Here is an 18,508-nt window from a genome sequence, read left to right as displayed (position 1 = left end):
ACTTACATGCGCAGCCTGCTGTTTTTGTTTACGATTTCCACCGTTTTACTGTTCGCCTGCAACACACCCGAATCGAAGCGCAGTCCGGCTGCCAAAACTGACGTGGAGGAACCGGACAGCAGTTCGGTCAAACCCGCAAACGTCAATTACGATGTATATGGATTTCCGTATGACTCATCCCTGGTGAGCGATTTTGAGATTAAGCCGAATGAAAGCCTGTACGAAATCCTGGATCGATACGACGTTTCGCCCCGCCAGATCTATTCCATCACGCGTGAGGCCGAGAAAGTGGTGAATTTACGCTCGTTCAGGCCGGGACAGGAGTACCGGGTCTATGCTTCTGCCGATTCATCCAGCAAAATTTCACGTCTTGTCTGGCAGCCCGGACCGGTTGAATATGTCGTATTCGACTGGCAGGATTCGCTAAATGTCTACAAGAAACAGAAAGAGATTACCACCAAACGGGCGACCGCTTCCGCTGAAATCACCAGCTCGCTGTACAACGCCATGATGGCGGAGGATCTGAGTCCGCTGATGGCGAATAAACTCTCCGAAATTTATGCCTGGGAGATCGATTTTTTTGCTCTTCGCAAAGGTGATCGATTTAAAATTTATTATGAGCAGAAATTTGTTGACGGGACATTTTACAGCACGGGGGATATACTGGCCGCGGAATTTACGCACCGGGGTGAAACGCATAAAGCGTATAAATATGAAGGCGACGACATAGACGGCTACTTTGACGAGGAGGGGAGGAGCGTGCAAAAAGCGCTGCTAAAAGCCCCGTTTACCTATAGCCAGCGCATCAGTTCGAGATTCAGCCACAACCGCCTTCACCCGATTCTGAAACGGCGGATGCCGCATTACGGGGTCGACTACGCCGCTCCAACCGGAACGCCGGTTCTTTCGGTGGGTGACGGGACAGTTACAGAAGCGCGGTACCGGGGCGCCAACGGAAATATTGTAAAGATTCGCCACAACAGCACTTACGAGACGGCATACCTGCATCTGAATGGTTTTGCGAGTGGCATCCGGCGGGGTGCCTCCGTGGAGCAGGGAGAAGTGATCGGGTATGTGGGAAGCACCGGGCGCTCAACGGGTCCCCACCTGGACTACCGGATATACAAGAACGATCAGCCGGTCAATCCGCTTACGATCGATCTCCCCGCCTCACGTTCTGTTCCCGAAGAGGAGATGGATCAGTTTTTCCAGGTCAGGAACTACCTGCAACAGGAGCTGGAAGCAGTTGATGAACCGGTTCCCCCAAGTAGCGAACCGGAACCGGCGGTGTTGAGCCGATAACCGTTAACCCGGATTTCTCACCAAGAAATTTTTATTCCCCGGACTCCTCGCTCCGCTGTATCTCAATTACCCTGATGTTAATATCAATCTGGGAGGCGGCTCCAAACTGGTCGGTTGCCACCACCTGGAAGCTGTTTTCGCCAACCTGCCGTGCGGTGGGGGTCCATTGGAACCGCCCGCTTTTTTCGTCCACGGTCGCTCCCTCCGGAAGATCTACTCCGATATACCGAATGAGGTCCGGATCATTGCCGTCGGGATCGGTCGCATTCACGGGCAGTGTGAATGATTCGCCCACCGGAATGGTAATCTGCCTGACGGGACTGAAGCGCGGGGGCGCGTTAAAAGATCGGACGTCAACTGTAAAACTGGTGCTGTCTACCTGCCCATCCAGTGAGCTGGCAATAATCTTAAAGTGGTGCCGTCCAGTGTTGTTGGATTGCGGCTGCCAGTAAAAGCCGTTCCCCCGGATGTTGGCATTCTGGATGTTGGACTGGTAGGCAAATTGCACGTTTTCAAGGGGGTAGCTGCCCTCCAGCTCAATCGCCTGAAGAACGGGCTTGGGATAGGGAACAGTTATATTCTGAATCGGTTTCAGCGCGAGGGTGGAGGAAGCTTCGGGTTGGGCAGAGTCCGTTTCTTCGGCAGTGGCAACTTCAGCCACGGTAATGGGATTCAGCTGGTTATACTCAGAGAGCCACAGCTGATCCTGGGTAACGGTAAAATAGTTGCCGGCATCCCGGTCTTTTTTCCAAAGCTGGGGAGCACGACTGCGGTAGGAGGTCCACAGCCGGTTGGATTCCCCCCTGATGATCAACCAGTTGTTCCAGGACTCAATCTTCTTGACCGATTCTCCAATGGAACCAAGTTCAGAGAGATCCCCACTCCCGTCGATCTCGTAAATGCGTCCGGATGGATCAGAACCCAGAAGTTGTTCATCAATGACAAAGATATGTTCCAGGGGATGTTCCAGCTGCAGTTGGTTCGAGAGGGATATCTCGCCATTCCCGTCATTTTCGGTAAAAATGAGGAGGGTGCCATCGTCGGCCAAGGCAAACAGCTGGCTGCTGCTGGTTTCGAGATCTACAACCGGTTTCTGCCGTGTTTCTATGCGGGTGACGGCCGAATCCACCGATGCGGGGGTGGAAAGATCGAGGCGGCCCAGTCCATCCGTCCCCATCGCTATGTAGAGAAACTGGTCCATGCGCCGGGCGTCAAGGGGGGGAGCCGGTAACTGGGTGGAGGAGTAAACGCCGAGTACAGAGGTCGGCTCGAGCACCGTAAGCCGCCTGGAATCACCAAAAAGATATGCAAAACGGATATCACTCGTCATTTTGTACCCGCGCCGGGCCATTCCCGACGAGGAATAGAGCCATTGAAGAGAATCTGGGCGGGTGCGGAACAGGACCATCCCCTCCGTTTCAGAGAGTACATACAGGTGGGCGGGAGAGCTCTCCACGGCGATGACCGACGGGATCTCCATGACGTAGGAATAATCCTTGGAGAGTTCAGGCTGGGCCCTCGCATTGGAGGCAATGAGGACTCCAAAAAATGAAACAAGCAAAAATGTGAACGGTAATTTCTTCATACTGAGTGCTGATTTATAACCAATGATGCATTTTATACCAGTGGATGGTCCTGGAGATCCCTTCCGCCAGGGTGTATGTCGGGCTGTAGTCCAATTCCTCCCGGGCCTTGTCAATATTACATGTCCATTCCAAAACCAGCTCGTTTGCCTTGTCGCGGTTTATAACGGGATAGGTTCCGAAAAATGATGCCGCTTTTTCAACTGCACCGGCAATTTTTTTTACGATCTTGGGCTTAATATAAATGGGAATGGCTTTTTTACCTAAAACCTTTGTGGATGTTTCGCGGATTTCATTCCAGGTGTGCAGCTGTTTTCCGGATATGAAGTAGGTGTGAACACCGGGCTGCTGCCGTTCAGCTGCCTTCAGGATGGCCTGTATCACATCCATTACGTACACCATCGAAATTTTTGGATGCTCCCCGTCCCCGATGATCGGGCAAATGTGCTTGTCAACCATCTTGAAGAAGGAGTAGATCTGGTCTTCGCGGGGGCCGTATACCGCCGAGGGGCGCAGGATCGTTATCGACTGATCTCCGGAAGCCACCCGGTGTATCATCTCTTCCATCTGTTTTTTTGATCGCCCGTACATGCTGACCGGCTTCATGGGATCTTCTTCGGTGACGGGTGTACCGTTTTCGGGGGTTGGTCCCGCGGCAGCCAGGGAGGAGAGGACGACAATATTCCGGACGCCCTGTTTCTGAGCTACCCGGAGAAGATGCTCGGTCGCCTCCACATTGGCCTGTTCAAACTGCTGCCAGGTCGGGGCTTTTACTACGCCGGCCGCGTGGAAAATGACATCTGTGCCCGCAACAGCACTTTTGAGTGTGGGAATGTCGTGGAGATCGCCGGGAACTTTTATGTAGTCATTTCCCTTCAACCACTTTTCACTGTTACGCACAAGACATCGAATTTCGGAGAATCGCTGGTCTTCGATAAGCGTATCAACCAAATGGCTGCCGATAAATCCGGTACCGCCAGTAATAAAGGCTTTCATCAAATTTCGTATATTCCAGATTTCAGAATTTGAACATTCAAAGCGTCACCAAGATACGAATCACACCGGTCCTTTTGAAAATTTATGAGTGAGTTACGCGTCGCAATTTTTACCGGCAATTACAATCATATCCGAGACGGGGTATCACTGACCCTAAACCGTCTTGTCGACTTTCTGGAACGGCAGGGGGTAAAGGTACTGGTGTTTGGTCCCACTATTGAAAATCCCCCGATTGACCACAACGGGGAGCTGGTTGCGGTTCCCTCCGTACCGATGCCGGGGCGTTCGGAATACCGTGTGACGGTCGGGTTCCCGGAATCGGCCCGGCAGCGCCTTTCGGAGTTCAATCCAAATTTGATTCACCTGGCCACTCCCGACCTGCTGGGATTTCGTGCGATGCGATACGCCCAGTCTCACAACATCCAATTTGTGTCATCCTATCACACCCATTTTACGAGCTACCTCAAATATTACAACCTGGAAATGCTGGAAGTGCTCGCATGGAAATACCTGGTGTGGTTTTACAAGCAGTGCAGGCATGTGTACGTGCCGTCCCCCTCGATGGCCGAAGAGTTGAACAACCAGGGAATTGAGGAGGGAATAAGGATTTGGACACGGGGAGTAAATACCGATCAGTTCAGCCCGGAGAACCGCGACATGGAATGGAGGAGATCGATCGGTATTGAAGATGATGAGCAGGTTGTGACGTTTGTTTCCCGGCTGGTATGGGAAAAAGATCTGCAAACGTATGTGGATACCATTAAAAAACTGAAGGAGAGTGATGTCAGGATCAAACCGATGGTAGTAGGCGACGGACCCGCTAAAAAAGAGCTACGGCAGATGCTTCCGGAGGCGCATTTTACCGGGTTTATCACCGGTGAAACTCTCGGAAAGGCATATGCCAGCAGCGACATTTTCCTGTTTCCCTCCGATACCGAAACGTTTGGAAATGTCACCCTGGAGGCGATGTCGAGCGGACTTCCCTGCGTAGTGGCCGATGCCACGGGCAGCAGGTCGCTGGTGGAATCGGGAGTCAACGGGCTCCTTGCATCTCCGCGAAATACCGGTGAGTTTGCGAGTGCCGTACTTGCCATTGCCGAAGATAATGAACTTCGAAAGAGGATGGGCGCGGCAGCACGTCAAAAAGCACTGGCCTATTCCTGGGATAATGTAAATGGCGAGCTCCTGGATAATTATCGAGATGCCCTGCGGGAGCCGAAACCCTCTCTGAAATTTTAAAGAAATCAGTACCATTGAATATTCTGTACGTATCACATACGCATCCGCCCGAGGGTGCGATACTGGAAAATGTGGGCGGGATGCAGCGCGTCAGCCTGCAATTAATCAAGGAATTGGAAAAGCGGGAAGACCTGTCGGTATTCCGGGAGACAATCAACGCATCCGGCAAGGGGTGGATCGGCCTCAGCACGTTTGCCTTTCTGATGAAAAACCTGGTCGGGCTGCCCGCCAGGGCTCGGCAGGTAAATGCGGATGTCATCCTGTTCTCCTCCATGGTTACGGCGAGCCTGGCCTGGTTTATCAGGAACAGGATCGAGATTCCCATGGTGACGATCAACCACGGGCGGGATGTAACCTTGTCGAACCCCCTGTACCAGAGGTTTGTCCCCCGTGTTTTCTCAAGTCTTGACGGAGTGATATCGGTTTCTTCGGCCACCCGGAAAGAGTGCATAAAACGGGGCATGGATCCCGCCAAGGGCGTTGCCCTGGGGAACGGCTTCAACATGGAGCGGCTGGGAGACTTCCCCAACAAGCAGATATCAAAAAATGAACTGCAGGAGCAGTTTGGTATAGATCTGGAGGGAAGGTTTCTGCTGCTGTCTGTCGGCCGCCAGGTTAAGCGGAAGGGACATGAGTGGTTTATACGGAAGGTGTTCCCAAAGCTGAGAAAAGACCTCGTCTTTGTGACAGTGGGTGACGGTCCCGAGGAGGAAAACATCCGTGCGGCAGCCGAAGAAAGTACGGGGAGCGACCGCATCTATCTGATGGGCCGGCAGCCAGATGCGATCCTGGAGAAAATATATTCGGCGGCCGACCTGTTTATGATGCCCAATATACCGGTTGAAGGGGATATGGAGGGATTTGGTATTGTGTTGCTGGAGGCCAACATGGCGCGAACTCCCGCTGTGGCCGCCGACCTGGAAGGTATCAAGGATGTTATTACCGATGGCAAGAACGGGTACCGTCTCCCTCCCCTGGATGAGGAAGCATTTGCAGAAAAGATTAATACAATTCTGGACAACGGGTTATCCGCCTTTTCTGATCAGGCGCGTTCATTTGTGCAGGAGCAGTTCAGCTGGAACAATGTGGCACAAAAATATATTGGATTTATTGAACATGTAATCAGGCAGTTTTCGACTGTGAAAACGCAAAATTAACATTATCATAATCATAATTTGATTGGTGCTTATATTGGAGGTATATTTGCCTAGATAAGCACCAATCAGAAGCCGAAATCTGGAAGGAATGGCTGAATCTAACACCGATCTTAAGAAAAACGATATTTTTTCGAAAGCTTTTGATTTTACAAAAGCCGATGAAGTAAAAGCTGAGGGGCTGTACCCCTATTTTAAACCCCTTCAGGCTACTGATGGAACTACAGTGAAAATTGAAGGCCGTGAATTGATTATGGCCGGATCCAACAATTATCTCGGGTTAACAAACGACCCGCGGGTCATCAAAGCCGCCCAGGATGTAATCACTGACTACGGGACCGGATGTACGGGGTCCCGGTACCTGAACGGAACTCTTGACTTGCACCTGGAGCTTGAGGAAAAGCTCGCTGATTTTATGCGGAAAGACGCCTGCGTACTGTTTAGTACCGGCTACCAGACCAACGAAGGGTCGATTCAAACCATCGCCGGCCGCAAGGATATTATCTTTTCTGACAAGGACAACCACGCCTGCATCGTAACCGGAACGCTTGTTTCGAATGCCAAGACGATGCGCTACCAACACAATGACATCGATCAGCTGCGCATGCTGATGGAACGTGCCGATGAGGATGCGGGCAAGCTCATCGTCAGTGACGGCGTTTTTTCTATGTCGGGTACCATTGCAAAAGTTCCCGAACTGGTTGAACTGAAAAATGAGTTTGGCGCCCGCCTGTATCTTGATGATGCCCATGCCATAGGTGTTGTGGGGGAGGGCGGCCGGGGGTCTGCTTCTACGTTTAACCTGATGGATGAAGTTGACTTGATCAGCGGTACCTTTTCCAAATCTTTTGCCTCGCTCGGTGGATTTATCGTTGGGGACAAAGAGGTGATTGAATATATTCGCCACCACTCCCCGGCTCATATCTTTAGTGCCTCCATGCCCCCGGCCAACGTGGCTACGGTATTGAAAGCGCTTGAAATCCTTCAGGAAGAACACTGGCGGCTGGAGCGCCTGCAGGAGATCTCCGATTACATGCGCAAGGAACTCCGTGAAATGGGATTTAATGTCTGGAGCAGCCAAACGCCCATCATTCCGGTAGTGATTGGAGAGATGCTCGAATGTTTTAAATTCTGGAAAGATCTTTTTGAAGCGGGTGTCTACGTCAATGCCGTGGTTCCTCCCGCCGTGCCGCGTGGACAGTCGCTTATGAGAACCAGTTATATGGCTACTCATACTGACGATCACCTCAACAAAATTCTTGAAGCATTCAGAACGGTCGGGATAAAACGGGGATTGATTGACCGGAACGGCCATTCACTTATAGATGTCGAGTGATTCTGTGGCGGAACAGACAAAAACCAATGGGGTCAGCATTGTAACGACCAACGAGGAGCGGCAGCAGTTCCTCGAATTTCCCTATCAGCACTATGCCGATGACGAGCACTGGATCCCACCGCTCAAAATGGAGCAGAAAAAACTGATAGATACCGATAAAAATCCTTTCTACAACAATGCGGATATCGCCCTGTTTTTAGCAGAACAAAACGGGGAGGTCTGTGGGCGCATCGCAGCTATCGAAGATCGCCGATACAACGATTATCACAATACCAAAACCGGTTTTTTCGGCTTTTTTGAATGCATTAACGACCAGTCGCTGGTCGAGCTCCTTTTTAAGGTGGCCGTGGATTGGCTCAAGGAAAAAAATTTGACTACGCTGATGGGGCCAACGTGCCCCAGCATGATGGATGAAATCGGGATCCTCGTGGACGGATTTGAGTACGACCCAAGTATCATGATGCCCTATCATAAACCCTACTACGATGAGCTGCTCCAATCGGTCGGCTTTGAAAAAGAGATGGACCTGTATGCCTTTCGGGTAGACCAGGACGGGGTGGCCCTGGACCGGATGAATCGGGCTGCGGAGATCATGAAAAAGAGATATCCGTCGCTTTCGGTACGCAGTGTCGATTTGAAGAATATTAAAGAGGAAGTCGAAATCGTTCGCGAGATATTTAACAAAGCCTGGTCAGAGAATTGGGGGTTTATTCCGCTTACCAGGGAAGAGCTGATCGCACTGGCAGATGACTTGAAGCTGATTCTGGATCCCGATTTTGCCCATATTGCGGAAGTTGAGGGGCAACCCGTGGCTTTTTCGATCGGTCTGCCGGATCTAAACCAGGCCCTGAAACACCTGGACGGGACCCTGTTTCCATTTGGTATATTTAAGCTGCTCTGGCATAAGCGTAATATTAACCAGATCCGAACGGCGCTAATGGGCGTTCTTCCTGAATACCAGGGAAAGGGATTTGATGCCCTGTTTCACCGGCTGGCAATCCTTAATGGAAGGGAGAAGGGAATCTACTCTTCTGAGTTGAGCTGGGTACTCGAGACCAATACCAACATGGTGCGGGTGGCGGAGCGGCTGGGAGCGGAGAGGGAGAAAACCTATCGCATGTACAAGATGGACGGACTCAACTCCCGGTTTACGTAGAAATGTAACCGTTCCACATGTAGTATGTAAGGTACTACGATGATTCATTTTTTATTCATAGAATTTACCTACCTTTGAATGCCTGTACTCTGCGTGATAATCTGGACTGCAGGCATGCATAATACCAGTAAATAAAGATGAGGATGTTTCTGTCATGAGTGAATTTCGTATTGAGAAGGATTCAATGGGCGAAGTGCGAGTTCCCGAAAATGCATACTACGGGGCGCAAACACAGCGGGCTGTTGAAAATTTCCCGGTAAGTGGATATACGTTTTCACGTGAGTTTATCCAAGCCCTGGGTCTGGTAAAAAAGACCGCTGCAAAGGTTAACGCCGAACTTCAGATGATTGATGCCGACCTGGCTGAGGCGATACAGCAGGCGGCCCGGGAGGTCATGGAGGGTGAACTAGACGAGCATTTTCCCATCGACATTTTCCAAACGGGATCCGGTACCTCAACCAATATGAACGCCAATGAGGTGATTGCCAACCGGGCCAATGAGATTTTGGGAGCGGAGAAGGTCCATCCCAACGATCACGTCAATTTCGGGCAAAGTTCAAACGATGTTATTCCCACGACGATCCGGCTTGCCGCGGTTTCCGGGGTTCGCAGTGCGCTGATTCCGGCCTTGCAGAAACTGCGGAGTGCTTTTTTGGACAAGGGTCGGGAGCTTTCCGAAGTCGTAAAAACGGGCCGAACGCACCTGATGGATGCGATGCCGGTAACAGTGGAACAGGAATTCAGCGGGTATGCGCGGCAGCTTGAGCTGGGGGTCAAGAGGTTGGAACAGACGGTTCAGCGCCTGCAGGAGCTCCCGCAAGGCGGTACGGCTGTGGGTACAGGACTAAATACAAACCCGGAATTTGGAGAGCGATTTGCGAGGGCGGTTTCTGAGGAAACCGGGTATGAATTCAGCGAGGCCGAAAACCATTTTGAGGCGCAATCTACGGTCGATGCACCGGTGGAATTAAGCAGCCAGTTAAAAACGATTGCCGTAGGCATGATGAAAATTGCGAATGACCTGCGCTGGATGAATTCAGGTCCCAACAGCGGTATCGGGGAACTGCAGCTTGAGGCCCTGCAGCCGGGCTCGTCGATTATGCCGGGGAAGGTGAATCCGGTGATAGAGGAGGCGGTAGCGATGGTCTGTGCGCAGGTTATTGGCAACGACTCCACTGTTACGGTAGCTGGACAGGCAGGAAATTTTGAGCTTAATGTGATGTTGCCCGTTGTTGCGCGAAACCTGCTGGAATCGATCGCGCTGTTGTCAAATGCTGCACGGGTTGAAGCCGAAAAAAGTGTTTCCCGCCTGAATGTCAACAAGGAGCGGATTGACGAGATGGTAGGCAGAAATCCGGTGTTGGTTACAGCACTAAATCCGATTATCGGGTACGATAAAGCGGCAAAAATTGCCAAAAAAGCTTTTGCTGAGAAACGGCCGGTCAAAGAGGTGGCCCGTGAAATGACGGATCTTTCTGACGAGGAGCTGGATGAAGCGCTGGACCCGATCAAACTGACCAGGGGGGGATTCAGTTCGTAACTACGGAGTACCGGAGAAAGGAAAAAATGTTTACATGAATTGACACTAATGTTACAGCATTGCCGAAGGGCGGCTTCAGTTTTGTAAATAAAAGCCGATTCTTTTATTATTGTAATAGCAGTTCTGCTCCAGTGATCTTATCCAAAATGTGACTTTTACTGCCGGTAAACGTGAAGAAAATGAGTGACAATGGCTGATACTCACACAACTAAAGGTATCTCACAGAATGGAACAAACTCCAGGCGTGGAGCAGAACGCTCTGATCAATCAGAAAAAATCAAAGAGATCCTTGAAGATTATCGTTTAGCCGTTGTCAGCCGTGAAATCTCTTACCTCGGGCGAAAGGAAACCCTGACCGGCAAGGCAAAATTTGGAATTTTTGGCGATGGAAAGGAGCTCCCCCAGCTTGCGATGGCCAAATATTTCAGGGACGGGGATTTCAGGGCGGGATACTACCGAGATCAAACCTTTATGCTGGCAATAGGAAAAGTGACTGTTCGCCAGTTTTTTGCCCAGCTCTACGCTCATCCCAATACGAAAGCGGACCCACATTCGGGCGGGCGCCAGATGAATGCGCATTTCAGTACACATAGCCTGGACAAGGATGGAAGCTGGAAAGACCTGACCTCGCAAAAAAACAGTTCTCCAGATATTTCTCCCACGGCCGGGCAGATGTCGCGGTTGCTTGGGCTGGCACAGGCCTCTAAAGTCTACAGAAATGAAGAAGTCCTCCAAGATGAGAGGTTTAAAAAGTTTTCAGTTAACGGAAACGAGATTGCATGGGGAACAATCGGGGATGCCAGTACCTCGGAGGGTGTTTTTTGGGAGACGGTAAATGCGGCCGGCGTCATGCAGGTTCCGATGGTACTTTCGGTCTGGGATGATGGTTATGGCATCTCCGTCCCCCGAAAATACCAGACTACAAAAGCCAGTATCTCCGAGGCGCTTTCCGGCATGCAGCGGACGGAAATTAAAAACGGTCTCGAAATTCTGACGGTCAAGGGCTGGGATTACCCGGCCCTTGTTGACACATACCAAACGGCTGCCGGGATTGCGCGAAAAGAGCATGTGCCGGTGCTGATACATGCCCAGGAGGTAACCCAGCCACAGGGGCATTCCACCTCCGGTTCGCATGAGCGCTATAAATCGGAACAACGGCTGGAGTGGGAAGAGAAATATTGCTGTGTAGCTCAAATGAGAAAATGGATTCTCAAAGAGGAGCTGGCCGCTGAAACCGAGCTGAATGCCATCGAGGAGGAAGCGGAGAGCTATGTAAAACGTGAACAGGACGCGGCCTGGCAGGCGTTTACCAGCGAAATTAAGAAGGAGCAGCGTACGGCTGTTCAGATCATTGACAAGATGATCGCGGAAAGTGAAGCCCCGGAGTCACTCAAGGCCGTTAAAAAAGAGATGAATACCCCGATGGTCACCCTGCGCAGGCATGTTATGGCAGGGGTGCGAAAGGCGCTGCGCGTGGTGCGCGATCAGCAGCTTGATTCGAAACAGGAGCTTGTCGACTGGATCAGGGAGACCAAGCAGGATAATTTTGAACGCTATCATTCCCACCTGTACAGCGAATCTGATAAGTCACCGCTGAATGTCAAGGCAGTGCGTCCAACCTATGCCGATCATGCTGAAGAGGTTGACGGGCGCATTGTCTTGAGGGATAATTTTGACAAGTTGTTTGAAAAATACCCGGAGGTCCTGGTTTTTGGCGAAGACAGTGGAAAGCTGGGGGATGTGAACAAGGGGTTGGAGGGACTTCAAAAAAAATACGGGAAAATTCGTGTGGCAGATACCGGGATTCGGGAGGCTACAATATTGGGCCAGGGTATTGGGCTGGCGCTGCGTGGACTCCGCCCGATCGCTGAAATTCAGTATCTCGACTATATTCTATACTGTTTCCAGGGAATGAGTGATGATCTTGCCACACTGCATTACCGCAGTGCCGGTGGCCAGAAAGCTCCCGTAATTGTTCGGACCCGAGGTCATCGCCTGGAGGGTATATGGCATTCCGGGTCACCGATGGGCATGATTATTAATGGGATTCGTGGAATTCACGTCTGCGTGCCGCGCAATCTCACGGAGGCTGCGGGTATGTATAACACCCTGCTACAGGGCGATGATCCCGCCCTGGTTATTGAACCCCTCAATGCATACCGACTAAAAGAGAAAATGCCCCAGAATATCGGGGAGTTTACCATCCCGCTGGGAGTGCCCAAAGTGATACGAGAGGGAACCGATATTACCATCGTTTCCTATGGATCTACCTGTAATGTGTGTGAAGATGTGCTTCCGGAGCTGGATGAGGCAGGTATCTCTGCTGAACTTATTGATGTCCGAACACTCTTGCCCTTTGACCGCCATCACAAGATCATTCGTTCGCTCAGGAAGACCAATCGTATCCTTTTTGTGGATGAGGATGTCCCCGGCGGTGCTTCCGCATACATGATGCAGAAAGTGCTGCAGGAGCAAAAAGGGTATTTTTATCTGGACTCTGAGCCCTTGTGCCTGACCGCCAAAGAGCACCGGCCTGCATATGGATCCGATGGCGACTACTTCTCCAAGCCGAACACCGATGACATTTTTGAGGCAGTGTACCAGATTATGAATGAGGCCAATCCTGAAGCGTACCCTGCTATCTATAACAACGAGGTTGGGCATTAACCGCATAGCACGAACGTGTGCTTTCCCTTGCCGGTAAAAACGTTCACTTCGCATTTCCAACAGATTACAGGCTTCCACAAGAAGCTACGGCAATTTTTTGGTTTCTATACCTGTTTATAAGAGGGCGTTGTAAAATCCCAAATCCTCAAATCCTCGTTTTGAGGGGGGCTCCCGTTTAAAGGTCACCAAAGTCGGTGGTACAACCATCTCCCAACAAAATAGCAGGTTCTGCAAAGGTCCCGATAACTTACTCCCGAATAGAAGTCAGGTGTTAACCCGGATTATTCACCAAGAAATTTGTTCTACTTCGTGAATAATCCGGGTTAAATGAAGGTGTCCTGCTTTTAGGAGGTTTCATCCTGTCATAGGTGACAGTTTAAATTCAAGTAACCGGAAAGTGAAAATTCGACTGATTATTGAAGAAAAACCTTGTCAAGGGATACCGATTCAGGAGAGCAGTTGGTCGATGAATATGATAATCCAGACGGCGGGAAGGTAAAAGAAGGATGCAAACATCAGTTTTTTTGCTTTCTCCTTGGTGCGGTCGAAGGCGAAACGGATACCGTACCACAGGAAGGCGATGGCGCAGGCCATTCCTCCAGCCAGGTAGGTCAGACCACTTAAGTCAACAGCATACAAAGCCCAGGTAGCCGGTAAAAGGGCGACAAGGCACCCAAGTATAAGCATAACGGCTTTGGTGCCGTTCTCGTCGTTTTTAGGAAGCATACGGAACCCTGCGTTGCGGTAATCATCTTTGCATACCCATGCTATGGCCATCACATGAGGCACTTGCCAAAGAAATACAATCGCAAAGAGCGACCACATGCCGGCATCTCCCAGGTGCCCGGTGGCCGCTGCCCATCCGCCAACAGGTGGCAGGGCTCCGGGTACTGCCCCGATAAAGACGTTGGCCGCTGAAACACGTTTCATGGGAGTGTAAGCTCCCAGGTATATGATGGTTGTGGCAATGGAAATCATGCCGGCCAGGAGATTAACCATAAAAATCATATACGCTGAACCGGCAAGGATCAATACCAGTGAAAATGTTACACTCTGTTTTGGGGTTATCTTGCTGGAGGGCAGGGGCCGTGTTTGGGTTCGTTTCATCTGTCCATCCAGTCGCCATTCGAGGAACTGGTTATGGGCGGCGGTGCCCGAAGCGATCAACCAGGTACCGAGTGCGGCATGGGCCATAAGCACAAAATTCAGGCTGCCGGCCGAACCCAACACAAATCCTATCAGCATGCTGGCCAGCACGGTAAAAGTGATTCCGGGCTTGGTCAGCTCGTAGTATGCTGACAGCGTCTCAACATTAAACCATTTCGAAAGGGTGGTGTCGGTACTTAACTTCATGCGGATTTTCTGATTTTGTAACAGGCTAAATTTAGGGAATAATTTGTAGAATTGTTACCTGAATTGGGACTGCAGGAGACTGGTCAAACCCGGTTATTTGTTTCAAAATTATCTGCCGTTTAAAATTGATTTACACTTTAAGGGAACTGGGAAAGAGGATAATTGTTATCTTTAGAGACGTGGAGGCCACGTTTATTTAAGTATCTGAAATTCTATATAAATATGACGCTGAATACCTACCAAAAGACGGCTATAACAACGGTTGGAGCTACTATTTTTCTTATTTTCGTGGGTGGACTTGTTCGTGCCTCGGGAGCCGGACTCGGCTGCCCCGATTGGCCAAAATGTTTCGGCATGTGGATTCCGCCTACCAGTCTCGCCGAGCTGCCCCCCGAGTTCAATGCCTCCCAGTTTAATGTGCTTAAAACATGGACAGAATACCTGAATCGGCTGGTGGGCGTGATCATCGGGTTGCTGATCACGGCAACGTTCCTTCTTTCGTTTCGGTACAGGAAAAGCCAGCCTGAAGTTTTCTACAGTTCGGGTGCCGCTTTCGTGCTGGTGCTCGTACAGGGGTGGCTGGGAGGACAGGTTGTAATTACGGGACTCAGTGAGTGGCTGATTACGCTCCACATGGTACTGGCAATGGTTATTATGACGATACTGCTGTTTGCCGCGTTCCGCGCAACCAGGAAGGAGTGGAGTGTTGAAATTCAACCCAAACACAGGAGGTGGCTGTTTTGGTCCGGCGTAGCATTGCTTGCCTTTACGATGGTACAGCTGGTGATGGGAACCCAGGTACGAGAGGCGATTGATGTCGTTAAAAACAGTGCAGCTCCCCCGCCCCGGCAACTTTGGTTGCAGGAAGTGGGATTTTGGGACGAAATACACCGAAGTTTTTCATGGACACTTTTCCTCTTGGGGGGAGGAATCTTTTATTTTGCAAAGTGGAAGAGCGATTCAATACTGCTTGGTCGGTTGGCATCGGTGATATTTGGCCTTATTCTCTTCCAGATATTAATTGGTGTGGGCCTGTATTACCTGGGCATGCCTCCTGTTTACCAGGTCATGCATTTGGTGGGAGTAGCCATTTTAATATGCGCGGAGTTTTTACTGCTGCTGATATTAAAAAATGATGTCAGCGCGGCATAGGAACTGCCTGTTCCATTTGAAAAATTTTTCAAAGAGGCTTTACAATAGCCTGATATCCTCTCGTTTTGAGAGTTCTACTCCCGTTTTAAAGTCACCAATGTCGGTGGAACAACCACCTCCAACAACATTGTAGGTTCTGCTAAACCCTTCCAAAATAATAAAAGCCGGTTTTTTTAAATTCAAACCGGCTTAAGAGATATAGATTACGGAACGGGAATCTAAAAGCCCGGGATCGGATTTGTCCGGAAGAGCGTATCCAGCATGGAGAGCCCCACCAATAATCCCAAAAACAGGATGGAAGCGATAAAGAGCATGGAATTAAATTTTGCATCCCAGTAAAGGTTCATGAAAAAGAGGGCGACCAGGCTCGCTTTCATTACGGCTACAATCATGGCCACGATGATAGACCAGGGATGAGGAAGTGCCAGGTAGTGAACTCCCACCGTAACGATTGTTAAAATGAACAGGGCGCCCGCTACAGAAAGAAGTATTTTGTCGGATGAAATATGATGTCCACTCATGGATCAAAGAAACGTTTTGAGTTATCAGTATCAGTCAATTAAGTAGAAAAGTGGGAACAGGAAAATCCAGATGATATCGACCAGGTGCCAGTAAAGCCCGGTAATCTCCACCGGTGTGTAATATTCGCTGTGGAAAGCTCCTTTTGAGGCCTTGACCAGCAGCCAAACCATTAAACCAATTCCTATTACTACGTGGATACCATGCAGGCCGGTCATCATGTAGTAGAGGCTGAAAAAGATGTGGGCTTTCGGGTGGTCGATAGCCTCATAGGCATAAAATTCACCTGGAAAAATACCAATATGGAATTTATGGGTGTATTCAAAATATTTAATCACCATAAAAACAAAAGCAAGCGCAATGGTGATGCCGAGATTGATGATAATCCCTTTTTTCTGGTTGAGCTGGGCCGATTTAATTGCCATAGCCACCGTCAGGCTACTGCCGATCAGCACGATGGTGTTAACGCCGCCCCACAGGGTATCAAGTTCCTCCGATGCCAGGGTGAACAGTTCAGGATACCATGCCCGGTAGATGATATAGGCAGCAAACAGTCCGCCAAAAAAGAGGATCTCGGTTACCAGGAAGATCCACATTCCCATCTTTGCTGAATCAAATTGTTGCTCACTGTCAACAAAGTGATGTTGAACGTGGGTTGCTGTTGAATGATTCGCCATGATTACTGTTTATTTTCTGTGTTAAATTCGCTTGTTGTCTGGTGATTTTCGGGTGTCGGAGTCGTTATTCCTCGGCTTCCACTTGATCGGGGTCGGTGCCTGAGGGAACGCCCGCCTCATGTTCGGCCGCATGGCCATTTTCACTCTGAATGAGACCCAGCTGGAAATCCTCCATCGGCTGGTGATAGTCGTACGGACCGTGAATAACCACTGGAGTGTGCTCGAAGTTGTGGGGCGGGGCCGGAGAGGCTATCTGCCATTCCATAGCACGGCTTCCCCACGGATTTGCTCCCGCTTTCTTGCCTTTGAACAGGGAGTATAAAAGATAGACGAGGACCAGCATGAAGCCTCCACCCAGGATAAATGCTCCTACCGTTGAAACCTGGTGGTAGACGGTAAACTGTTCAACGTAGTTGTAGTAGCGGCGCGGCATCCCCTGTGCTCCCATAATGAATTGCGGGAGGAACGTAACACTAAAGCCGAGTGTGATAAGACCACCTGCAATTTTGGCAAGCGTTTCGTTATACATGACTCCAAATATTTTGGGCCACCAGTAGTGGAGCCCGGCTAGGAACGCCATCACCATACCTCCCACCATGACAAAGTGGAAGTGGGCGACCACGTAATATGTATCATGCAGGTGGATGTCAAGGGCAATTGTAGCCAGTACAATTCCGGTTAAGCCACCGATGAGAAACAGGAAGAAGAATCCCAAAATATACAGGAGCGGCGTTTGGAGTGAGATCGAACCCTTGTGCATGGTAGCCAGCCAGTTGAACATCTTAATACCGGTGGGAATACCGACGAGGAAAGTCAGGAATGAAAAAATCGTTGAGGCCAGCGAAGCCTGACCGGAAGTAAACATGTGGTGTCCCCAAACCAGGAAGCCGATAAAGGCGATCGCAAGCGAAGAGAGGGCGATAGCCCAGTAACCAAAAACCGTTTTCTTGGAAAAGGTGGAGACAACCTCGGAAACGATGCCAAAGCCGGGTACAATCATGATGTAAACAGCAGGGTGCGAATAAAACCAGAACATGTGCTGGTAGAGCACGGGATCTCCGCCAAGTGCGGGATCAAAAATTCCAACACCCAGGAGCCGCTCCATGCCAACCAGCAGCAGCGTAATGGCCAGCACGGGGGTGGCCAGAATCTGAATGATGCTGGTGGCATATAATCCCCAGCAGAACAGCGGCAGCTTGCCCCAGGTCATGCCGGGCGCCCGCATTTTATGGATGGTGGTAATAAAGTTAACTCCCGTTAAAATAGAGGAAAAGCCGATAATAAACACGCCAAACGTCATGGCAGTAACCGCACCTCCAGTCGTTGCAGAGTAGGGGGTGTAAAAGGTCCAGCCCGTATCGAGCCCGCCGGAGACAATGACATATAGCGTTCCGATTGCACCGGCCATGTAGAGGTACCAGCTCATCAGGTTTAGCCTTGGAAACGCCACATCTTTGGCCCCAAGCTGGATCGGCATGATAAAGTTGCCCAGTACGGCCGGCACCGAGGGGACCAGGAACAGGAAGATCATGATTACGCCGTGGAGCGTAAACAATTGGTTATACCCGTCGGCGGTGAGGAAGCCCAGTGTGGGGCCGGGCGTCCAGAGTTCCATCCGGATCAGCAGGGCCAGGATTCCACCCGCAGCAAAAAATACAGATATACCGATGAGATACAGTACCCCGATGCGTTTGTGATCTAATGTTGTCAACCACGACCACAGGCCAGATTCAACATTAAGATAATTTTTTTCAGCCCGTTCATCCGGTTTATACCGGCGAACTTTCATTTTTTTTGTTAAAGAACCGGAATTAGATTCTGCCGTTGCCATGTT

At 50.3% G+C, this 18,508-nt stretch carries 14 protein-coding genes; 8 read left to right on the top strand and 6 right to left on the bottom strand.

The window, feature by feature from the left end:
- Positions 1–6: 6 nt before the first annotated feature.
- Positions 7–1,302, top strand: coding sequence for a peptidoglycan DD-metalloendopeptidase family protein (locus ACG2F4_RS12465; RefSeq protein ID WP_395261174.1), 1,296 nt, complete (start codon positions 7–9; stop codon positions 1,300–1,302).
- A 31-nt stretch (positions 1,303–1,333) separates the two neighbouring features.
- Here the strand turns inward: ACG2F4_RS12465 and ACG2F4_RS12460 are convergent, their stop codons facing one another.
- The gene (locus ACG2F4_RS12460; RefSeq protein ID WP_395261172.1) at positions 1,334–2,887 is read right to left on the bottom strand and encodes an Ig-like domain-containing protein; all 1,554 of its coding nucleotides are present in this window, start codon (positions 2,885–2,887) and stop codon (positions 1,334–1,336) included.
- Between the two features lie 13 nt (positions 2,888–2,900).
- The gene (locus tag ACG2F4_RS12455) at positions 2,901–3,881 is read right to left on the bottom strand and encodes an NAD-dependent epimerase/dehydratase family protein (protein WP_395261170.1); all 981 of its coding nucleotides are present in this window, start codon (positions 3,879–3,881) and stop codon (positions 2,901–2,903) included.
- 84 nt (positions 3,882–3,965) lie between these two features.
- Between ACG2F4_RS12455 and ACG2F4_RS12450 the strand changes: the two genes are divergently transcribed.
- From ACG2F4_RS12450 to ACG2F4_RS12425, 6 genes are all read left to right on the top strand, one after another.
- Complete coding sequence (locus ACG2F4_RS12450; protein ID WP_395261169.1) at positions 3,966–5,120, top strand: glycosyltransferase family 4 protein; 1,155 nt, start codon at positions 3,966–3,968, stop codon at positions 5,118–5,120.
- 14 nt (positions 5,121–5,134) lie between these two features.
- Positions 5,135–6,277 carry a glycosyltransferase family 4 protein gene (locus ACG2F4_RS12445; protein ID WP_395261168.1) on the top strand — a complete coding sequence of 381 codons (1,143 nt, stop codon included), beginning with the start codon at positions 5,135–5,137 and terminating at the stop codon, positions 6,275–6,277.
- An 88-nt stretch (positions 6,278–6,365) separates the two neighbouring features.
- Positions 6,366–7,610 carry an aminotransferase class I/II-fold pyridoxal phosphate-dependent enzyme gene (locus ACG2F4_RS12440; protein ID WP_395261166.1) on the top strand — a complete coding sequence of 415 codons (1,245 nt, stop codon included), beginning with the start codon at positions 6,366–6,368 and terminating at the stop codon, positions 7,608–7,610.
- Entirely contained in the window at positions 7,600–8,766 is a 1,167-nt protein-coding gene (locus ACG2F4_RS12435) for a GNAT family N-acetyltransferase (RefSeq protein WP_395261164.1), read from the top strand. The genes ACG2F4_RS12440 and ACG2F4_RS12435 overlap by 11 nt, the downstream gene beginning before the upstream one ends.
- Before the next feature lie 154 nt (positions 8,767–8,920).
- Positions 8,921–10,306 (top strand): class II fumarate hydratase, encoded by a 1,386-nt coding sequence (locus ACG2F4_RS12430; RefSeq protein WP_395261162.1) that lies wholly within the window; start codon positions 8,921–8,923, stop codon positions 10,304–10,306.
- 189 nt (positions 10,307–10,495) lie between these two features.
- Positions 10,496–12,973, top strand: a complete 2,478-nt coding sequence (locus tag ACG2F4_RS12425; RefSeq protein WP_395261160.1) for a thiamine pyrophosphate-dependent enzyme — start codon at positions 10,496–10,498, stop codon at positions 12,971–12,973.
- Between the two features lie 447 nt (positions 12,974–13,420).
- On the opposite strand, the gene cyoE is transcribed toward ACG2F4_RS12425, so the two are convergent.
- Positions 13,421–14,326 carry a heme o synthase gene (gene cyoE, locus ACG2F4_RS12420; protein WP_395261158.1) on the bottom strand — a complete coding sequence of 302 codons (906 nt, stop codon included), beginning with the start codon at positions 14,324–14,326 and terminating at the stop codon, positions 13,421–13,423.
- 222 nt (positions 14,327–14,548) lie between these two features.
- Here cyoE and ACG2F4_RS12415 point away from each other — a divergent pair, with 222 nt between their 5' ends.
- Positions 14,549–15,478 carry a heme A synthase gene (locus ACG2F4_RS12415; protein WP_395261156.1) on the top strand — a complete coding sequence of 310 codons (930 nt, stop codon included), beginning with the start codon at positions 14,549–14,551 and terminating at the stop codon, positions 15,476–15,478.
- A gap of 218 nt (positions 15,479–15,696) precedes the next feature.
- Here ACG2F4_RS12415 and ACG2F4_RS12410 read toward each other — a convergent pair whose 3' ends face one another.
- The 3 genes from ACG2F4_RS12410 to ACG2F4_RS12400 all read right to left on the bottom strand — a co-directional run bounded on the left by ACG2F4_RS12410 (position 15,697) and on the right by ACG2F4_RS12400 (position 18,505).
- Positions 15,697–15,999: a cytochrome C oxidase subunit IV family protein gene (locus ACG2F4_RS12410; RefSeq protein ID WP_395261154.1), complete on the bottom strand. Its 303-nt coding sequence runs from the start codon at positions 15,997–15,999 to the stop codon at positions 15,697–15,699.
- Positions 16,000–16,029: 30 nt separating this feature from the next.
- Positions 16,030–16,674 carry a cytochrome c oxidase subunit 3 family protein gene (locus ACG2F4_RS12405; protein ID WP_395261152.1) on the bottom strand — a complete coding sequence of 215 codons (645 nt, stop codon included), beginning with the start codon at positions 16,672–16,674 and terminating at the stop codon, positions 16,030–16,032.
- Between the two features lie 64 nt (positions 16,675–16,738).
- On the bottom strand, positions 16,739–18,505 hold the full coding sequence (locus ACG2F4_RS12400; protein ID WP_395261151.1) for a cbb3-type cytochrome c oxidase subunit I: 1,767 nt from the start codon (positions 18,503–18,505) through the stop codon (positions 16,739–16,741).
- Between the last annotated feature and the right edge of the window lie 3 nt (positions 18,506–18,508).

The organism is Halalkalibaculum sp. DA3122, assembly GCF_043951865.1.
In the GTDB taxonomy this organism is placed as follows: domain Bacteria; phylum Bacteroidota; class Rhodothermia; order Balneolales; family Balneolaceae; genus JAMQKA01.
This window is presented reverse-complemented; position numbering and strand designations above follow the sequence as displayed.